We start from the raw sequence: 18,889 nt of genomic DNA, 5'->3' as shown, positions 1-18,889 counted from the left end.
GTTCTCCTACAAAAAGGAGAGCTTTTAGCTATCCAAAAGAAGGAAGGACTAGAGCTTTCTTTCTCTCTTTTTAAAAAATATAGCCTAGAGGAAGGAAAAGGAACGAAAAAGATCTTTTGGCAGGCTTTCCATGCTTTTTTAAAAACTCATATAACAGTAAAAGTCAAAAGTTCAGCCTTTGGTGTACCATCCTTGGGTTTTTTTCACGATTTCCACAACAGAAAGCATGACGGGAACTTCGATTAGTACACCGACAACAGTTGCGAGCGCTGCTCCAGAGTCTAGTCCATAAAGACTGATGGCGGTGGCCACGGCTAATTCAAAAAAATTACTTGCGCCAATTAGAGCAGAAGGGCCAGCGGCACAGTGAGCCACTCCGAACTTTCGATTGAGCATATACGCTAAGGCTGAGTTGAAATAGACCTGCACCAAGATAGGAATAGCAAGGAGCAGAATGATAAAAGGGTTTTTCAGAATGACTTTACCTTGAAAGCCAAATAGCAAGATAAGGGTTGCCAGCAGGGCAAAGAGGGTAGGGTTATGGAGCAGTTGGAGTACCCTATCGAGCTTTTGCTTCCCTCCCTCTTTAAGAATTCTTGCACGGAGCCATTGACTAAAGAGAAGGGGGATGAGGATATAAAAGATGACCGAGAGCAGTAAAGTGCCCCAGGGCACGTGGAGGGAAGAAACACCAAGAAGCAACCCAACAATGGGAGCGAAAGCAAACACCATGATGGTATCATTGAGAGCGACCTGGCAGAGGGTAAAGTAAGGATCACCGAGGCAAAGATGGCTCCAAACAAAAACCATTGCTGTGCAGGGGGCTGCGGCCAATAAAATCAGTCCTGCTATGTACGAATCGAGTTGATCGGGAGGGAGAAGCTGGAAAAAGATTTTTTTCAAAAAAAGCCAGCCGAAAAAAGCCATGGAGAAGGGTTTGATGGCCCAGTTGACAAGCAGGGTTACAAGCATGCCTCGGGTATGGGTTCTTACCCTGTGAAGAACACTAAAATCGATTTTCATTAGCATAGGGATAATCATCAGCCAGACAAAAAAGCCGACAACTAAATTCACATGCATAAGTTCAATGCTTCCAAGGAACTGAAAAAGGCCTGGGAACAATTTCCCTAATCCGATCCCAGCGCCTATACACAGGGCTACCCATAGCGTTAAATACTTCTCAAAAAACCCAATACCTCCCTTTTGCTCTAAGGTCATTTCCACCATTTCTTCAGATTTCATAGGAAATAATTTGCCACTTTTCTAAAAATATGGAAATATTTTTTCTTCTTAATTTGTGATCCTGCGTTTTTTGCTTTTCTGGCGTTTTTAGTAACATTTAGAATTGAATATTACAATAGTTCCAATAGAATAAAACTATTGTTGATTTAACCCTACGATATGGATAATAAGACGGCTCTTTTGATTTTAAATGCGCTGGCGCATAAAACTCGGATCGAGATCTTCAAGCTGCTTATAAAAGCAGGGTCCAAGGGGAGTTGTCCTGGAGAGCTGGCCGAAAAGCTGCAAGTGCCTTTGACAACCCTATCCTTTCATTTGCATCATTTAAAAAATTCGACACTTATTGAGGCCACACAGAAAGGCAGACAGATTGTCTATTATGCTGATTTTGAAAAGATCGCTAAGTTAATTGGCTATTTGCTCGAAGACTGTTGCGGAAAAGATGTGGAATCGTTGATTCAATTTTTCTGTAAAACAAATGAACAAGAGGAAAGTTCTCTTTCCACTGAAAGGCAGACCTGCAGATGAGGCTCCAATCGCATGTTTTGTTTTTGTGCACAGGCAATTCAGCCCGATCGATTATGGCGGAGGCCATTTTAAACCATTATAGTGGCGGCCGTTTCCGCGCCTATAGCGCGGGGAGCAGGCCAAAAGGACTAGTGCATCCCCTTGCTTTGGAAACTCTCCGATCACATGGAATTCCCATCGATGGGCTACGGAGTAAACCATTGACTGAGTTTTTGCAAGCCGATGCCCCTGCGATCGATTATGTCGTAACGGTTTGTTCAAGTGCTGCAAAAGAGGCCTGTCCACTTTTCCCTAAAAAGGCGACCATTGAACATTGGGATTTGCCAGATCCGGCAGCTGTCGAAGGGGATATAGACAAACAAAAAGAAGCTTTCCAAAAAATCTTTGACGTATTGCATCAGAGAATTCTCCTTTATTTTCTTAGTCGCTAAGCGCTTTTTGGGTGGGTTTCTTGTTGACCAAACAAAAAATTTCTCGATTCTGAGCTAATAAAAAAATCTATTTTTCAATAAATGGTTTTATAAACTCAGGATCGTGAAGATTTTAAAAAGGAATTCTCCTCCGAGAAACAAACCGTGGCTTGTATTATCTTTTCCAAGTTCAAGGCTGCTCCTACACTCATTTTGTTTCTTCTTCTTTTTCCCTCTTTTTTTTTCTCTTTTCGATAGAAATGCTCCGGAGAATAAAAACAAGAAAGATTTAATTCTTTATTTAATTCCTGTGCCTTGCAACTATCCAACTTGTTCAGCCCAGTGGATCCATGGCAAAATCTCTCTGAATCAAGAACAAAAGGCACTGCTAGATAAACTTTCAGTTCTCCCAATCGAATCTCCCGAGTGGATTGGATGGGTAGAAGGCCGGCACGAAGGAGTCGGAGTGGGGATCGATTATGTTTGCGACCAGCTCAGAGTTCAGGAAAAGAAAAAGGGGAACCCACGACAATTAACACTTAAAAGCGCCTATCCGTTCATAGAAGCTTGGCTTTTTTGCCGGATTGAAGGCTTAAGAGACATGGCCGTAGGGCTTCGGTCAAGGGATTTCAATGGCCAAATACTGGTGGAAGTCTTTGATCTGGATACAGGCAGAAGGATTAAGGCTGAAGACAAACTGGAAGCAAGCTTTGGGAGGACTGCCTGGGAGCAGCTCCTTAGGGAAGATGTCGATTTTCTGCCCTATGTGTTTCATCATGCAGAGGCTAAAGAAGACTTTCCTGTTGCTATAGTTGGCAAGGTGTATGACACAGAACCTGCAAAAAAGACTACCGTGGTGACCCTCATCTTTAAAAGCGGTAAAAGAACCGAGCTAAGGTATCCTGGGGTATGTCGAAATTTCAAGATTGCTCGGAACGGGACGGCAGGATGGATCCGCGAGGCTCAAAGTCCAGGGGGTTGGTCTTACCTTGAATTTTACAAAGCCAGCGCCATTTTTTTAAGGGTATTTGGCAAATACCCACAGTTGATCGACTGGTATTTTGAAAAGGAAGGCCAAGGAGTCGTGTTTGGTTCGACAGAAAAAAACAGGGCTCCTTTCTATGAACGCTACGATTTGACTATAGGCAAAAGAATTGATTCAGAAGAAAAACCGGAGTATGACTGGCTAGAACTAAAGCCCTGGGCAAAACCTATTGAATCGGAGGGAAAAACGATTTTTTGGTCGACGCAACTGGAGTTAAAGCCGCAGCAGGGTACTGGCTTGTTTCGATCAGATTCAAAGGAACCTCTTTGGGTTCGACGACAATGATGCCGGCATCACTCGCAATGGAATTTAAATAATCGGAAAGTCGTTTGTCTATATAGACCTGATGGTGTGTGGAAGAAGCATGGAGGAAATGAAGAATGCCTTGAGAATCCCTGTAGGCGATTCCGACATGGGAAGTATAGGAATGAAGATCGTGCGTAGTAATGGCAATGATATCTCCATTTTTGATTTTTGGTTCGATTGATGGAACTGCTGCTTTGGGGATATGATAGACCTTAAGGGCTGAGACCCGCTCTTCTATTTTTGCCATAGCGGGCAAAAGAGTCGGGTTGTGGCGCAGGTAGCGATATTGGTGCCAGCCGACTGTCATTTCCCTTACCTTCCTGTGGATAGGGACGCCACCAAGGCTTCTTGTCTTATCGACCAAAAGGCCTCTTTTTTGATTATCTACAAAGAGTTCTTCTAAAAAATGGATTCTCGAGAGATAGCTCCCAGTACATTCTCCGTTCCGGTACCTTTCAATTTCGATGAGCTTCAGGAGGGTTTCGGGACTCCAAAAGCTTTCGTCATAATGGAGCATTCGGGCGAAAGCTAAACTGATTTCGTAGAATGTCCAGCAATCCATGGCCTGGAAATTTACCGAAGGCGATTCGATCTGATCATCTATTTCAAGGGTATAATGCCGATAGGGAGTACCCACCAAATAAAGTCCTATTCGGACGGTTCTTTCACCCAAAGGAAGGGTCGATAAGCCTTCTTCTTTAGCAAAGCGTATGAGCTTCTCAAAGGTATCCATGCCCACGAAGACCCTGGAAAAGGGAAGACAAATCTTTCCATGCGCCGAAAAAAGGAGGAGGAAAAGGGAGAAAAGAAAAGGGAAAATAAGCTTTTTTTGGACTTTCCCCACTCTTAAAGCCTATGCCGCTTAGAAAAAATATCAACTAAAATAATTGAGATTAAGGGATGGGAAAAGATTATCGGTATATTCACAGTATTCGAGTAAGCTTTTATTAATCTTTTGTTGGATAATCCCTTCACAGAGTTCTGAAAAGCGGTTCAGATGGGTAATGACTCGTAAAAAGGCATATTCTTTAGCAGTGGACTTGCTGATCAGAAAGGGCCAGTCGCTAGCCTGGGCAAGCAATAGCTCTCTTGCTGCCTGTTTCAAAGATCGAACAGTTTGTTTATTGCCATTTTTATATTTTCTAACGAGTTCAACCAGAAGATAAGCAGCCTCATGCAAATGCTGATAGATAAAATCGTTCGTTTCATTAAGCCACATTTTGGAATATCCCTCGAGTCCCCAAGACGAATAGGTCGGACGACATATCTGTTGGGTAGGATAACGATGGAGATATTCCAAAGGAGTAGTTAGCTCAAGGATTTCGCTCTGATGTGCTTTCTTTATTAGTTCTTTTAAAAAAAGCGGGCCTTCGAACCACCAATGGCCAAAAAGTTCACAGTCGAAAGGACAAAGGAGAATTGGCTTAGTGAAGGTTGGGAATAGAGGCGCCGCTTTTTTAATTGCTTCTTCTCTTTTCATGATAAAATTTTCGGCATGTTCTTTAGCTCTTTGCTGGGCCTTTTGGGGATTATAGAGCGCTTTTTGTTCAGTTTTTCCTGTAATCCTGTAGTATTTGATACCTGTAAATTTTCTCTGTCCGGTAGGTAGGATATATGGTCTAATATAATCGAGATCGGATTCAAAACCTAAATCCCAGTAGAACTCTCTATACACAGGATCTCCGGGATAGCCTTCTTGAGCGCTCCATACTTCTTTGCTTGAAAGAGAGTCACGGCCAAAGGCGGCTGGACCAGAAGGAGTGTAGATTGGGGAGAAAAGACCCAGAAACGGACGAGGCTCAGAAAAAAGTAGGCCATGCGCTTCCAGGACAAACCAGCGGATTTCGGCAGATTGCAGGAAAAATTCAATTCCCGGATAATAACCGCATTCGGGCAGCCAGAAGCCTTTAGGATAGGTCTGAAAGGAATCAAAGAAACTCTCAATAGCCACAAAGATTTGGGCGTTAACCGCCTGTTTTGGATTTTTTAGCAGCGGCAAATACCCGTGGGTGGCCGAAGAGGTGACCAGTTCTAAAAGGCTTTTTTCATGGTATTTTTTAAACTGGCCAAGAATATCTTCAGCATACACTTCTGTAAAGCTCTTCCAGACATTCTGAAACCTTTCCTTATAAAATTTCGCAAGCAGCAATCTTTCAGGATCGGCTGCGGCATATCGCTCTATTTCTTTTGAGCAAAGTTCGATCCGTTTTAGAAGGTAGCGTTTGTAGCGTTGGATAAGCAGGGGATCCTTTAGCATTGAACAGAGGGTTGGACTTAAGGAAAGGGTCAGTTTACACCGAATCGCCGCCTGATATAGTTCTTCGAGCATCCACAACAGCGGAATATAACATTCGGTGATTGCTTCAAAGAGCCAATCTTCTTCTAAAACCTCCTCATCCTCAGGATGACGCACGAAGGGGAGGTGCGCATGCAGTAGCAATGCTAGATAGCCCAAAGGGGATGATTTCATTAATAATCTCTAGCTGTAAGCCAATGGCATTTAAGAGTCAAGGAGAAGGAAAAAAGGATTGAACTTCAAGGAGAGGTCGACTGAAACGGGAAAAGAACAGAACGAGCTTTTCTGCCTGTAGATTTTCTTGGTCAAAGGCTTCAATGGGAACTTCATAAATGCCATCGACAAAATCGAACCGAAAAGTAAAAGAGCCATCTTCAGCGACTTGCATCTTTTTATTGGAGACTTTTAGAAGGGCATTTGGGGAAGTTTTGCCTCGGATAACGAGCTCGACTTCCAGTTCCAAAGGAAAATGCCGAGATTCTGGCGGTTCATTCTGTGGGAAGGATCCCTCTTTTGGTTCAAATCCAAAAGAAGCAGGCCAAAGGAACTGGAGTGGAAAGTCTTCGGGTTGGAACCACGGAAAGAATTCAAAGCTAGAGAATTCTTTTAGGGGAGTATAAGGGGGGATAGGAGAAGAATACGAACTACTCAATGAGGGGTCTTGGGGGAAGAGAAAATTTTGAATTGAATCTGGGAAAGAGAAAAGATTGGGAGTTTGTTCTGAGGATTGGATCACGGATTCTTTTTCAGTGAGGAGCTGTTGGATTTTCTGAGGAGGAAGCTCAAAGGCCTCAGCGACGGTTTCCTTTTTAATGCCTTTTTTTGTGGCTTTTTGGATAAGCTCTTGAAAGGAGAGCTGTGGGGGGAGCGTAGCTAATCTTATTTCATTTTTTGCAGAGAAAGAAAGAGGAGGGGTATGGGCTTCGGGGGATTTGGCAATGAGGATAAAATGATTGCTGCTACTAATATAGAACCCGATTTCAGCATGGTAGCGGGTGTTGGGTTTTGCTTTAGTATAATAGATTCTATGCGTTGATTTTTCTAATGGCAATTCTGCTTCCAGTTGAGAGCCATTACTAACCAACCGAAATACCCAACGGCTCTTTTCGAAAGCCCTGAAGGCTTTTTGATCCATAATCCAGTAGGCATGTAGGGCATGTGGGTCTACGGCAAAAAGATAGAAAAAGAGCTGTTTTCTCCCAGTCTTTGGAAGCGAAGGAGGGATAGGAGGAGAGGAAGAGGGTTGGGCCGCGGCAGACAATTGGATCTCTGATTGCGTTTTTCCTTGACCTTTGGAGCTGAAAACTGCTTTGGTCTTTAAAAGAAAACTCTTTTTAGCTCCCTGTGGTAAAGGAGGGTGGCTGAGAGTAAAGTTGTTTAATTTTTTTCCAGTTTTTTTCGACATATTATTGAGATCCGCAGTCTAATAACTTGAGGAAGGAAAAAGAATCCTTATTTTTGATGATTACAATGCCCATGGAATCCAAAGTTACTTAATTAAAAAAAAATTTGAATTTTTTTTTCCTATAAACAAAAAGGCTTTTCCATCGACGAAAAGCTAAACCATTAAAAAGGGAGAATGTGATTAAGTCAATGAACACTTTTCGTTATCGAAAAGTTTTACTCCTCTTTTTCTTGACTTTTTTCTTTTTAAAGGTTGAGCTCTATGCTCCATTGGTATGGAGACCAGGAGAAGGTTGGGTTGATGAAAGTACAGGAACGGGGCTTTCCGCTTCCAGTTCCAGAGATCAGCTCAACTTAGCAAAAAAGTTTGAAGAGGCCAAAGATTATGACAACGCCTTGAAAGCGTATCGGATTCTCATCAGGAAATGGCCCTATGCAGTGTTTGCTCCTGAAGCACAGTTTCGTATTGGACAATGTCTAGAAAAAAAGGGGGATTTTCTTGGAGCCAATAAGGCCTATGATCGGATGATCCAGAAATATCCTTCATCAAGTTTTTTCGAACAGGCGCTGGAAAGAAAATTGGCTATTGGTAATCTTTATCTCGCCGGTGAACCCAAAAGGTTGTTCAATATCCCCATGGGTTCAGGACTGGATATCGCAGCGGATATTTTTGAAAGCATTATTCGGGCGGCTCCCTATGGTCGTTTTGCTCCACAGGCAGAATTTCAGCTTGGCTTAACTCGAATTAAACAAAAAAAATTTACAGATGCGATTGCAACTTTTAATCGTTTGCTAGATAAGTATCCTAATCATTCCCTAGCGGATGATGCCCAGTATGAAATTGGGTATACGTGGTATGTTGCTTCACAGGCTTCTGAGTACGATCAGAGTGCAACGGAAAAGGCAATTGAGGGTTTTGAAGATTACATTGTTCGATATCCTTCGGGGGATAAGGTAGAAGCAGCTAAAGCCCATATTGCCGAACTCAAGGGAAAGACCACTTTGGGCAGTTTTCATATTGCCCAGTATTATGAAAGGGCTAAGAATTTCAAAGCCGCCTACATTTATTATAGTGATGTGATCAAACAGAACCCTACCTCGGATCAGGCAAAAATTGCTGAGCAAAAAATTATCCAACTGCGACCTCTAGTTGCCAAAGATTTGGGATTGCCTTCCTTAACCTCCAATCCTCCTTCTGCGCCTTCTCCCAATGGGAACTCCGCTTCCTCTTCCGAAACTCAGCAAACGAAAGGAACCCCTTAATGACGCATCGAAGAGCGACCTTTTGGCTATGGATTGTGTGTTTTTTCTTTTGTATTGGTCTTGTTGGATGTTCGGGTGGGTACCGGCTTGGTAGTATTGGCGGACCAGCGATTCAGGGGATCAAGACGATTTATGTTCCGACGGTGAAAAACAAGACAGTTATTCCGGGGTTGCAGTCGATGGTGACCAATGAGATCATCAGGGCTATCGACAATGATGGGACTATGCAAACATCTAGGAATGTTGATGCAGATGCCGAACTAGACGTGACAATTGTGGATTTCAACAGAGTCATCCTAAGGCCAGAAATTCTAGATCCTTTTACTACCGCTGAATACAAGCTCATTATTACTGCTTCGGTCACCTTAATTAATAGGAAGCTTGGCAGAGCAACGATAAAAGGAGCTCAGGTCAGCGGCTCTTCCTATTATTTTACGCAAACAAACATGCCTGAAGCCCAAAGGCAAGATCTTCCGTTAGTTGCAGAGGATTTGGCCAATCGGATCGTTAATCTATTAACAGAAGGCTGGTAAATATTCTGAGTAGCTGAGCCTTTGGAGATCCAAAACGCTCTTGCTTTGTTGTGCGAAAGGAAGAACAAACTGAGTAGTGTTTCATCAGAATTTTTCTTTTTTTTGATTGATCCCTGGGATGGAAAGGTCCGCTGCTTGATTAGCCAGAGTTAGTATTTTATTCTGGATAGGATAGGCTTTTCTGTGCATTTATTAGAGAATGAAAGCAGTAAGGATCCATACTTTTGGACTCGATGGACTTGCCATGGTCGATCTTGCTGATCCAAAGGAGCCCAAAGATAAAGAAATTCTGGTACGGCTTCAGGCAGTTTCTTTGAACTATAGGGATTGGTTGATGGTGAAAGGACTGTATAATCCCGATCAAGCTTTACCTTTGATCCCGTGCTCTGATGGAGCGGGCGAAGTGGTGGCCGTAGGCAAAGCGGTCCAGTCTTTTCGGCCTGGGGATAGAGTAGTTGGAACTTTTTTTCAAGACTGGCTAGCTGGTCCTTTCGAAAAAAAATATGCTCAATCGGTGCTGGGCGGCCCTCTGGATGGTACCCTTGCTGAATATATCATTTTGAAAGAAGAGGGGGCGTTACCGGTTCCTAAAAATCTTAGTTTTGAAGAAGCGGCTACGCTCCCTTGTGCAGCACTGACAGCCTGGAATGGGATTGTGGAAGAAGCGACCGTCTCTCCTGGACAAACCGTTGTTGTGCAGGGCAGTGGAGGCGTAAGCCTTTTTTCCATGCAATTTGCGTTGGCCTGTGGGGCTCAAGTGATCTTTCTGTCCCGGAGTGAAGAAAAGATAGAAAAAGCAAAAAGACTAGGAGCTAAAGAGGGCATAAATATCACTAAAGAGAAGAATTGGCATAGAAAAGTTCGGGAACTGACGGAGGGAAGGGGTGCAGATGTACTGATCGATGTACTGGGAGGGAATTTGGAGGAAAGCATTAAGGCTGTCAAACATGGGGGAATGGTATGTTCGATTGGGATTTTGGTTGGATTAAAAGCCGAGATTGATGTGGTTTCTCTTCTTATGAGGCAAGCAAAAATCCATGGGATCTATGTGGGTAATCGGCTTATGTTTGAGGCGATGAATAGAGCCATTACAACGTTGGGAATTAAACCGCTGATCGATACCGTCTTTCCTTTTTCTCAATACAAGGAAGCTTTTCTGCGCTTAGAAAGTGGCAAGCATTTCGGAAAGATTGTCCTTCGGCTAGGCGGTAAATCGGGAGTTTTATAAAAACCTCATTGTGGAGGCAAAAAATAAAAGGGACCGATTTGTATTTCTCTTTTTATTTTCTCATAGAGGGTGTGTTTAGCTCTTTCCACAGCATTAGGTACGTCCAACCCTTGGGCAAGGAAAACAGCAATCATGGAAGCCATAGAACAGCCCGTTCCATGGGGATTGGCAGAAAAAATCCGCGGCAATTCAAACGAGTAGGTTTTGCCATTGTGGTGAAGCACATCGAGTGTCGTTTTCCCTTGAAGATGGCCGCCTTTGATCATGAAGGAGGTGCCGTACTGTTCGGCCAAGTCTTGAGCCACGCTGGGTAAGTCTTCGGGACCTTCAATTATAAAACCACTCAATATTTCGGCTTCTTCTATGTTGGGAGTGACGATTGTGGCTAAGGGAAAAAGGTTTTTAGGCAGTGCTTCTTCCATTCCAGGTTCGGCAAGGGGATCTCCGTTTCCGGCAGCCAGCACCGGATCAATGACTATGGGTGCTTTAATGCGAAACTTCTGGATTAATTCCGCAATTTTTTCTGGAAGTTCCTTTTTATAGAGCATCCCAATTTTGATTGCTGAGATTGGAAAAAAGTCTAGAATGGAATGAAACTGAGATTCAATAATCGAAACGGGGAGGGGAAATAAGGATTCAACACGGCCAGGATGTTCGGCAACAATGCTAGTTATAATGGTTGTCCCGTAGGCCCCAAGGTTTGTAACAGTTTTTAAATCGCCTTGTATGCCAGCTCCGCAACTACAATCAGATCCTCCAATAATAAGTATTCCAATCATCTTGTTAGATCCTAGAAATAAGATAAAATGGATACGAAGAAAAACAAATAAAGATTCAAATGGAAGAATTTTTAAAAGTCAATGAGATCAAAGTGATTATTGAGCATCTCGAATATGAACGCTCCAAAAGCCTTTCTTCCAATTATCTTTATGTCTGTTTTTATTATATTTCGATTCTGAATTTTAGCCCCAAAACAGTGCTCTTAAAAGGTAGAAAATGGATAGTGACCAATGACTTAGGTGAAAAAACGGTCATTGAAGGCCTGGGGATTGTTGGGACTTATCCAAGATTGAAGATGGGAGAAAAGTTCCGTTATTCAAGCCATCATTTCTATTCGAGGCCTAGTGTCGTCGAAGGCTCTTATTTTGGCATTGATTCAGAAGGCTCTCTGATTGTGATCCCTGTCCCTAAATTTTCTCTTTTGATTCCTGAAGATATTATTTAGCCGGTTGAGCCTTCTGTCATAGACTTTTTATCCCTACGCATTGCCACTTTTTACCTCAGTTAAAAGGACCCTTAATAAAGGACCTGATGTGACTTTTAAATGAAAATCCAAAATTAAATGAAAAAATTTTGAACAAATCCCATTTTATTCTATTTTTTTATAGCGGGATATAAATCAAAGGCCTGCGGGGGTTAGTGAACGGAATGTTATCACTCAGTTGGTGGCTAAAAACAGATACAAGCGCCAAAAAAGAAGGTATAAGATTGAAGGGCAATTCAATACAATGTGAATCCAGTATGGATGAAAGAGAAGGAATAATGAGCCCGCTTACATTCCTTCTTTTAGAGAATACGTTCTTTCCTGCGCGCACACGCAGGAAAGACCATAATAGGCCTTTTCTCTTTTTTTTCTTGGGACTATTCTTTATTTTAGCCGTTTGGAAAGGTGTTTACACAAAACGGTTATTCTTATTTGCTTTTTCTCAAATAAAAAGAAGGGAACCATCCGCAGCCAATAATGATCCTCATCCAACAGCTGGATTCCTTAAGAAAGGAAACAACAATGAAAGATCGTCAATTAAAAAGTTCTTACAGAAAGGATTCTTCTCGAAGATATTCCAGAAAAAATCGGTATGCCTTACGTTCGGAAGAAACAAAAAAAGTCAAAACTTCTTTTTGGAAGAGTTTAAAAGAAAAGATTTCCTCGTATTTTGGAAATCTTTTTGGTTCTCACCCGACCAAATCCGTTGCTCTTACAAAACGAACTGATAAAAAGGAGGAGATAAAAACCGAAGATAGGAAAGCTCCTGAGAAGTCTTATACAGAAGCGAAGACTCTAAGCAAAGCGACTGTGGCTAAATCCAAAGAGCAGGTAGCGGCCTATCAGGAATGGTCACCGAAAGCTACCGTCGATCAAGGCACAGTGCCTACCGAAACAAAAACGGTTACTGAGAGCCTAGACGAACAAAAAGAAGCTCAGACTCCACCTCCTGGACAGTCTATTGAAGAGCTTGTTACTTCCAACAAACTCTACGTGGGCAATCTTCCCTACAATTTAACGGATAGCGATCTGTTTGAGATTTTTGCCAAAGTCGGACCAATAAAAAATGTGGAGATTATTCGAGATAGGAGGACGAATCGAACTAAAGGTTTTGGGTTTGTAGAAATGGCAGATCTTGATTCCGCTCGCAAGGCCGTAACTATTCTCAATAGAATAGAGGTTATGGGCAGACGCATAATCGTTACTGGGGCGAAATCCGAAAAAAAAGATTCCACCCAGGAATAAAATTTCCTAAGAGAAAGCTAGATTCCTATCTTTTTGAAAGAAAGGCCTTGGGGCCACCATTGAGCTATGCACCCTCTTTTAAAGATATTGACTAGAGGTACTGAACAGGTCATTTCAGAAGAAGAGCTAGACAAGCTACTGAGTAGCGGAAAAAAGTTGCGGATCAAGTTTGGCGTAGATCCAACCTCGGCCAATCTTCATCTTGGTCATGCCATTTCCTTGCTGAAGCTCAAACAATTTCAAGACTTAGGCCATCAAGTGCTTCTAGTGATTGGTGATTTTACTGCTTCGATTGGTGACCCGAGCGGAAGAAACACTACAAGGCCTCTGGTGCCTAAGGAGCAGATCCTTAAGAATGCCCAAACCTATACGGAGCAGGCTTTCAAGATCCTTGATAAAGAGCACACGGAAATTTTTTGGAACGGCAGCTGGTTTGGGCGCCTATCGGCCGAAGAACTGCTTGGTCTAGGAAGAAGAGTCACGGTTAATAAGCTTCTGCATAGGCAGGATTTTCATGACCGGTTCACTGCTGATCAATCCATATTCCTTCATGAGCTATTTTATCCGCTATTGCAAGCTTGGGATTCGGTCATGGTGAGGGCTGACATTGAAATTGGGGGAAGGGATCAGCTCTTCAATATGTTGTTAGGAAGAGATTTTCAAAAGGAAGAAGGACAGAATCCACAAGTGGTGATAACTCTTCCTATTTTGGAGGGCTTGGATGGCTCAAGAAAAATGAGTAAGTCTTTAGGAAATGATATTGGGATTACGGAGCCTCCGAAGGAAATCTTTGGTAAAACCATGAGCATTTCAGATTGGCTAATGAAAAGATGGTTTTTGGTGCTTTTCGGAGAAGAGGTGGATCTCCTTACTAATCCCATGGAAGAAAAGAAGAGACTTGCCGAAAAAATTGTGACTCTTTTTTATGGGAAGGAAGAAGCCATCAAAGCCAGAACTGAATTTGAGCGAGTGTTTTCCAAAAAAGAACTTCCCGAAGAGATGCCTGAGTTTTGCTTCTCTCAAAAACAGATGCCGATTGTAGAGCTATTAGTTGCTGTGGGAGCAGTAAAAAGCAAATCAGAAGCTAGAAGGTTGATCACCCAGGGTGGAGTCTCTTACCAAGGCAAAAAGGTTACCGATATTCACGACTGCGTTGAGATACAACCGGATGCTGTTTTAAGATGCGGCAAAAGATTTTTTGCTAGAATTAAGCCTTCTAGCTAAAACACTTTTTTTAACCATGTGTGCGATAAACCCAGCCGTTTAGAGCCAGAGAGGGGGAAAAGGGACAGCGGCAAAGCCAGCTAGAGCTCCTTAGGCTAAAGTGTTGGCTCTGCTGCTGTTTGATTGAATGGGGGTTATGGAGAGGGGAAGAGGACAGATCCGATCATTTTTTTGGGAGTTTTTCGAAGAAAATTTTGACTTCACTCTCCTTTTTCCCTAAGAGTTCCTGAGCCCTTATGAGTGCCTGACGAGTCGAAAGATTGGGTTGTGTAGGAATTAGTGGAAATACATTTTTTCTACCGATACGATCTAAGACCCCAGAGTTCCTCAAGACGCGGAAAACGGGACGGATGACCCCACTGATCAGTAGAAACTTCCCCTGTTCGGTGAGCCAATGATGCAATTCTTCTAAAGCCATTGCATTGGTAGCATCCAGGTGATGGGCATTACGCATTCTTAAAATGACCACTCGAATTTTTGGATTCAGGGCAAGGATCTTGTTGATCTGTGTTCTAAAAAGTTCTGAAACTCCAAAAAAGAGTTCCCCTTCGATATGGATGATAGAAATATCTGGATGAACGGTCGGTTCCCCTTTTATCTTTTCTCTTAGATCTCCCTGTTCGGTATCGAAAGTGTACTCGACAAAAAAGGGCTCTCCAGCTTGTTTGAGAAAAAACAGAATGGAAGCTCCGATGCCAAGGCCGATGGCAAAATCCAGTGGGGTGAGGAGGGCGCCGATGAAGGTGACAACAAAGACCGTAAAATCGAATCGAGTAGCTGTAAGCGCGATTTTGATTTCATTCGGATTAATGAGGGATAATCCAGCGCTAATAACGAGAGCCGAAAGAGCTGGAATTGGAATATAGCCTAGAAGAGGACCTCCGAATAGCAGAGCTATGGACATGAGTATACCGCTCCATAAATTGGCAAGCTGGGTGGCCGGTTTGCTTGCCCAGTTTAATGCGGATCGTGTTAAGGAGCCTGATACAGGCATACCACTAAAGAAGCTGCATCCAATGTTAGCAATTCCCTGAGCGAACAGATCGCGGTTTAGTTCTAAAGGTTCTCCGGACCTATTAGCAAGCGATCTGGCAATGCCTGTGCCTTCTACGGCAGCAAAAAAAGCGAGAGCAAAAGACATGCTTGCTAGGGTTGAAAACCAGTGAAAATTCATCGTTGGGAGCGTAATTGGCCAGGTGGCCATGGGAATAGGTTTTAGGAATTCAATAGGTAGATGCAAAGAATGCATCAAGGTGCCTAGAAAACTCATCAAAACAAGGCTAAGGGCAATAGCTGGGAGTTTTGGAAACCGCTTTTTAAGCCACCACCAACAGCCAAGCGAGCAGATACCGATAGCTACAGATGGCCACTGGATGAGATGCAGTCGGTTCAATGTTTGCACAACAATATCGAAAAACGTATAGGCTTCCGAAAGCTCAAACCCCATAACTCGGTGCAGCTGTCCCGCAATAATAAGGAAAGAAGCCCCAGTAATATACCCAACTATAACCGTTCTGGATACATATTGAGTGAGGCCAGCCATTCTAAAAAGGCTGACGAGGATCAAAATGATCCCCACAAAAAGTAATACAAAGGGTAGGGTGGAGAGCTTGTCTACTTGTTTTTGGATGTTTAAATAGGTACTAAACAAAAGGACTGAGGTGGCATTGGTTGGACCAAGTACGACATAGCGGGAGCTTTGAAAAAGGGGGCCAAGCAAAGAAGAGATAGCGCAAGCATAAAGTCCATACTGGACAGGCAATCCAGCAATGAGAGCATAAGCCATTCCCTGTGGGATGGATAAGAGGGCCACATTGATGCCCGCTTTGAAATCGATTTGAAACTTTTCTTTCGAATAGTTTTTGATTGTGTCTCTGAACGGACCAAGATCAAAATGCAAATCCTGAATTTGCTCAATAAACCGTCCCTTCCATCGATTAAAGGATGGAACAGAACGCCTAATCAGGAATTTGATATTACGCTTGAATCTAAATCCATCTTTTGGAGCCATTCTTTATAAGCCTCGGGGAAAATTTCTGAAGGTTTAATTTCGCTTCTTCCTCCCCAAAAAATGTTCGTATAGGAAACTGGGATACCGACCGACTCCAAATGTTCGTCGATCGCTTTCTTATGAGATTCCAACAATCCCTTATCCTTTCCATGGGCTACAGCCATGATATTGACGTTTTTAAATTCACTTCCTGCTTCCCTCCAATAGCAATGAGTAAGAATTTCAAATCTTCCGATTTGACCACCCGCTTCTCTTTCCATGCCTTGAGGAACGGCCCAGTGGAAAAGGGCGTTAAATTTAGTCACTTTTCTTCCGTCATACAAGGGTTTAACATGTTCCAAAAAGGTAGAAAACCGTCCTAAAATCCCAATTTGTTCAAGTTCTTTGGCTATTGAGAAAAATGCCTGGCTACTCATCCCTATTTTGCTTGCTCTTTTTTCCCATAATCCCTCGTCGATTTCTTCCAAAGTCAATTCTTCTTTCAAGGATTTCAGCACAAGCCACTGTTTTTCACTAAGCGTTTTTATGGCAACCGGATGCATGACGGCTGCCTTTGGAGATTTTGTTCCGGGAAGAATCGTTTTTCGGCGGATATGTCCCACTCCTAAAGTAAAGATTCCTTTGGCAGGCATGATTCTGTAGTCTTCAGCACCAATAAGATTTTTTAGTAGTTCACAATGGGTTTGAATAGAAAAGCCTTGGGGGACTTTTAAGGTGCTCCATAGTCGATACCGAGCACCTGCCGCTGCTGGATCTGTGGAACGAATCACCACATGGCCACTGAATGGATCTTTTTGAAACAAAAAGTCAAAAGCTTCATGTAGACTGTTCTCAGGTATTTTCCAGGCCACTAATGCTCCAGGCGCTAAATCATTGGCTAAAAGGGTTAGTCGTATGCGCCGGATTGTTCCAGCAGAAAACATCAAACGGATTCTTTCTAAGACCAGGGCAAGGGGTAGGTTTGTCAAATGGGCAATTTCCTTGAAAGGATCCGCAATAAATCCCTGTAGTCGATCTTCTGAGACCGAAAGGATTTTTTGATTGATCTCATCTTCAATACTGGCAGTGGAATCAAAAGCTGAAAGTGGCATATTCGTATAAATAATTGATTTAAATATATTTTATTATAAAAAGAATTGCATTTTAAGATTTTTTTCTTCAGCTCCCTTCCTGTTTTTTCTTCTTGAAATTTATTTCAATCTTCTGAGCTACTTTTTCAGCGAACTCTTCGGTCGTACAATACGTAGCAGAGCCCTTAGCAATGTCCATTGTTCGATATCCCTCTTTTAGAACATCTCTTACAGCATCTTTTATAGCCTGGGCAGCTTCTTCTTCCTGAAAACTATATTCGAACATCAACGCTCCGGATAATATCTGTGAAATAGGATTAGCTATTCCTTTGCCAGCAATGTCAGGAGCGGATCCTCCGGCAGGCTCGTATAAGCCAAATTTACTAGCGCCAATGGAAGCACTGGCTAAAAGCCCAAGGCTTCCAGCAATGCCAGCAGCCTCATCACTGAGGATGTCTCCAAAAAGATTTTCGCAAAGAAGGACATCGAACTGTGTGGGTTTTAATACAAGCTGCATGGCCGCGTTGTCTACGTACATAAACTTAAGGTCGACCTCAGGATAGTTATTGGCAATTTCCTTGACGGTCTTCCTCCATAATAAACTCGATTCCAGAACATTGGCTTTGTCAATAAGGGTTAAACTCTTTTTTCTCCGCAAGGCTAATTCGAAGGCGACTGTGGCCACTCTTTCAATTTCAGAGGTATCATAAAGAAGCGTGTCGATCGCTCTTTCCCCTTGCTCAGTTAAAACCCTTCCTTTGGGCTGACCAAAGTAAATGCCCCCTGTCAGTTCCCTTACGATAAGCAGGTCTACCCCAGAAGCTATTTCGGGTTTAAGGGGGGAAGCGTCGATGATTTCTGGATAACAGGTAATTGGCCTAAGGTTGGCAAAAAGCGAAAAAGTTTTTCGTAGGGGAAGCAAGGCAGCCCTCTCAGGTTGTTTTTCTGGCGGCAGACTTTCCCATTGTTTTCCTCCTACTGCACCAAAAAAAATGGCTTGTGCCCGCTTGCAGATTTCCAGGGTTTCTGGAGGCAGGGCTTTACCTGTTGCTTCTATAGCCGTTCCTCCCACTAAGGCTTCTTCAAAAATGAGTTCAAAGCCGTACAGATAGGAAGCTAATCGTAGAATTGGAATAGTGACTCGCACCAATTCCGGACCTATACCATCTCCAGCAAGAACAGCGACGCGATAAGTTTTCATAAAGGAAAAGTTAAAATGAGACGCAATAGAAAATTAAGAGCTAACGGGGATCATTCCCGTTTTTTTTGCATAGTTAAATATTCCACCAGCTTCGATGACCTCTTTGGCATCCCCAAGAGGCTTTAAGGGATAAACTTGATCAGCCACCAACAGAGTCTCCGTTTCTAGGTCAACGACTAATTCTTGGCCAATCTCTATTTTTTCTGGAAATCTCTCTCCGATCTCATAAGGAAAAAGAACTCCTGTAGCAATACAGTTGCGAAAAAAAATTCTTGCATAGCTTTTGGCAATTACCACTCGACAGCCAGCAGCAGCTAGAGCAATGGGGGCATGCTCTCGAGATGAACCACAGCCAAAGTTTTTTCCTGCAATGATAATGGGATATTCCGTCTTGGTTTTACCTGCTTCAACAAACCGAAGGGGATAGAGAGATTCAGGCAATCCGCAAAGCGCATGACTGCCCAATTTTTCGAGTTCTTCAGGAACCGTTGGAACATACATAAGATATTGTGCTGGAATAATTTGATCGGTATCGATATTATCCCCCACAACGTAAGCTTTACCAAAAATTCTTTTTGTCATTTTCTTCTTTTTCTTCTTTCTATATTTTTCTCTAGAT

General features: G+C 42.8%; 18 protein-coding genes. 9 read left to right on the top strand and 9 right to left on the bottom strand.

The genetic code is table 11. The features are described from left to right. Positions 1 to 171: 171 nt before the first annotated feature. Complete coding sequence (gene arsB, locus QOL44_RS08640; RefSeq protein ID WP_009059279.1) at positions 172 to 1,242, bottom strand: ACR3 family arsenite efflux transporter; 1,071 nt, start codon at positions 1,240 to 1,242, stop codon at positions 172 to 174. Between the two features lie 159 nt (positions 1,243 to 1,401). Here arsB and QOL44_RS08635 point away from each other — a divergent pair, with 159 nt between their 5' ends. The 3 genes from QOL44_RS08635 (at position 1,402) to QOL44_RS08625 (ending at position 3,510) form a co-directional block, all read left to right on the top strand. After that, positions 1,402 to 1,770, top strand: coding sequence for an ArsR/SmtB family transcription factor (locus QOL44_RS08635; RefSeq protein WP_009059278.1), 369 nt, complete (start codon positions 1,402 to 1,404; stop codon positions 1,768 to 1,770). Continuing rightward, complete coding sequence (locus QOL44_RS08630) at positions 1,767 to 2,201, top strand: arsenate reductase ArsC (RefSeq protein ID WP_009059277.1); 435 nt, start codon at positions 1,767 to 1,769, stop codon at positions 2,199 to 2,201. Before QOL44_RS08635 ends, QOL44_RS08630 begins: the two co-directional genes overlap by 4 nt. Before the next feature lie 289 nt (positions 2,202 to 2,490). Next, positions 2,491 to 3,510, top strand: coding sequence for a hypothetical protein (locus QOL44_RS08625; RefSeq protein WP_134372852.1), 1,020 nt, complete (start codon positions 2,491 to 2,493; stop codon positions 3,508 to 3,510). Here the strand turns inward: QOL44_RS08625 and QOL44_RS08620 are convergent. The 3 genes from QOL44_RS08620 to QOL44_RS08610 all read right to left on the bottom strand — a co-directional run bounded on the left by QOL44_RS08620 (position 3,392) and on the right by QOL44_RS08610 (position 7,232). Further along, on the bottom strand, positions 3,392 to 4,264 hold the full coding sequence (locus QOL44_RS08620) for an N-acetylmuramoyl-L-alanine amidase-like domain-containing protein (RefSeq protein WP_134372855.1): 873 nt from the start codon (positions 4,262 to 4,264) through the stop codon (positions 3,392 to 3,394). The two genes, QOL44_RS08625 and QOL44_RS08620, sit on opposite strands and share 119 nt — an antisense overlap. A 141-nt stretch (positions 4,265 to 4,405) precedes the next feature. Continuing rightward, on the bottom strand, positions 4,406 to 6,001 hold the full coding sequence (locus QOL44_RS08615) for a glycoside hydrolase family 57 protein (RefSeq protein ID WP_009059273.1): 1,596 nt from the start codon (positions 5,999 to 6,001) through the stop codon (positions 4,406 to 4,408). 37 nt (positions 6,002 to 6,038) lie between these two features. Further along, a complete protein-coding gene (locus QOL44_RS08610; RefSeq protein WP_009059271.1) occupies positions 6,039 to 7,232 on the bottom strand; it encodes a DUF4912 domain-containing protein in 1,194 nt (397 codons plus the stop codon). A 188-nt stretch (positions 7,233 to 7,420) separates the two neighbouring features. On the opposite strand from QOL44_RS08610, the gene bamD reads away from it, so the two are divergent. The 3 genes from bamD to QOL44_RS08595 all read left to right on the top strand — a co-directional run bounded on the left by bamD (position 7,421) and on the right by QOL44_RS08595 (position 10,255). Further along, entirely contained in the window at positions 7,421 to 8,494 is a 1,074-nt protein-coding gene (gene bamD / locus QOL44_RS08605; protein ID WP_009059269.1) for an outer membrane protein assembly factor BamD, read from the top strand. Then, positions 8,494 to 9,027 (top strand): LptE family protein, encoded by a 534-nt coding sequence (locus QOL44_RS08600; protein WP_009059268.1) that lies wholly within the window; start codon positions 8,494 to 8,496, stop codon positions 9,025 to 9,027. The genes bamD and QOL44_RS08600 overlap by 1 nt, the downstream gene beginning before the upstream one ends. Positions 9,028 to 9,226: 199 nt before the next feature. Continuing rightward, positions 9,227 to 10,255, top strand: coding sequence for a zinc-dependent alcohol dehydrogenase family protein (locus QOL44_RS08595; RefSeq protein WP_009059267.1), 1,029 nt, complete (start codon positions 9,227 to 9,229; stop codon positions 10,253 to 10,255). Positions 10,256 to 10,260: 5 nt separating this feature from the next. On the opposite strand, the gene thiD is transcribed toward QOL44_RS08595, so the two are convergent. Next, positions 10,261 to 11,034 carry a bifunctional hydroxymethylpyrimidine kinase/phosphomethylpyrimidine kinase gene (thiD, locus tag QOL44_RS08590; RefSeq protein WP_009059266.1) on the bottom strand — a complete coding sequence of 258 codons (774 nt, stop codon included), beginning with the start codon at positions 11,032 to 11,034 and terminating at the stop codon, positions 10,261 to 10,263. Between the two features lie 59 nt (positions 11,035 to 11,093). Between thiD and QOL44_RS08585 the strand changes: the two genes are divergently transcribed. The 3 genes from QOL44_RS08585 (at position 11,094) to tyrS (ending at position 13,988) form a co-directional block, all read left to right on the top strand. Continuing rightward, entirely contained in the window at positions 11,094 to 11,480 is a 387-nt protein-coding gene (locus QOL44_RS08585; RefSeq protein WP_009059265.1) for an ApaG domain-containing protein, read from the top strand. A gap of 561 nt (positions 11,481 to 12,041) precedes the next feature. Further along, positions 12,042 to 12,764 carry a hypothetical protein gene (locus QOL44_RS08580; protein WP_228343215.1) on the top strand — a complete coding sequence of 241 codons (723 nt, stop codon included), beginning with the start codon at positions 12,042 to 12,044 and terminating at the stop codon, positions 12,762 to 12,764. Positions 12,765 to 12,830: 66 nt separating this feature from the next. Continuing rightward, a complete protein-coding gene (gene tyrS / locus QOL44_RS08575) occupies positions 12,831 to 13,988 on the top strand; it encodes a tyrosine--tRNA ligase (RefSeq protein WP_009059263.1) in 1,158 nt (385 codons plus the stop codon). A 163-nt stretch (positions 13,989 to 14,151) separates the two neighbouring features. On the opposite strand, the gene QOL44_RS08570 is transcribed toward tyrS, so the two are convergent. The 4 genes from QOL44_RS08570 to QOL44_RS08555 form a co-directional block, all read right to left on the bottom strand. Next, positions 14,152 to 15,999 (bottom strand): SulP family inorganic anion transporter, encoded by a 1,848-nt coding sequence (locus tag QOL44_RS08570; RefSeq protein ID WP_009059261.1) that lies wholly within the window; start codon positions 15,997 to 15,999, stop codon positions 14,152 to 14,154. Next, entirely contained in the window at positions 15,951 to 17,090 is a 1,140-nt protein-coding gene (locus QOL44_RS08565) for an AsnC family transcriptional regulator (protein ID WP_009059259.1), read from the bottom strand. The genes QOL44_RS08570 and QOL44_RS08565 overlap by 49 nt, the downstream gene beginning before the upstream one ends. Before the next feature lie 67 nt (positions 17,091 to 17,157). Next, complete coding sequence (gene leuB, locus QOL44_RS08560) at positions 17,158 to 18,270, bottom strand: 3-isopropylmalate dehydrogenase (RefSeq protein WP_009059257.1); 1,113 nt, start codon at positions 18,268 to 18,270, stop codon at positions 17,158 to 17,160. A gap of 33 nt (positions 18,271 to 18,303) precedes the next feature. Next, positions 18,304 to 18,852, bottom strand: coding sequence for a LeuD/DmdB family oxidoreductase small subunit (locus tag QOL44_RS08555; RefSeq protein ID WP_009059256.1), 549 nt, complete (start codon positions 18,850 to 18,852; stop codon positions 18,304 to 18,306). Positions 18,853 to 18,889: the final 37 nt, after the last annotated feature.

Source organism: Candidatus Methylacidiphilum fumarolicum (assembly GCF_949774925.1).
In the GTDB taxonomy this organism is placed as follows: Bacteria; Verrucomicrobiota; Verrucomicrobiia; order Methylacidiphilales; family Methylacidiphilaceae; genus Methylacidiphilum; species Methylacidiphilum fumarolicum.
This window is presented reverse-complemented; position numbering and strand designations above follow the sequence as displayed.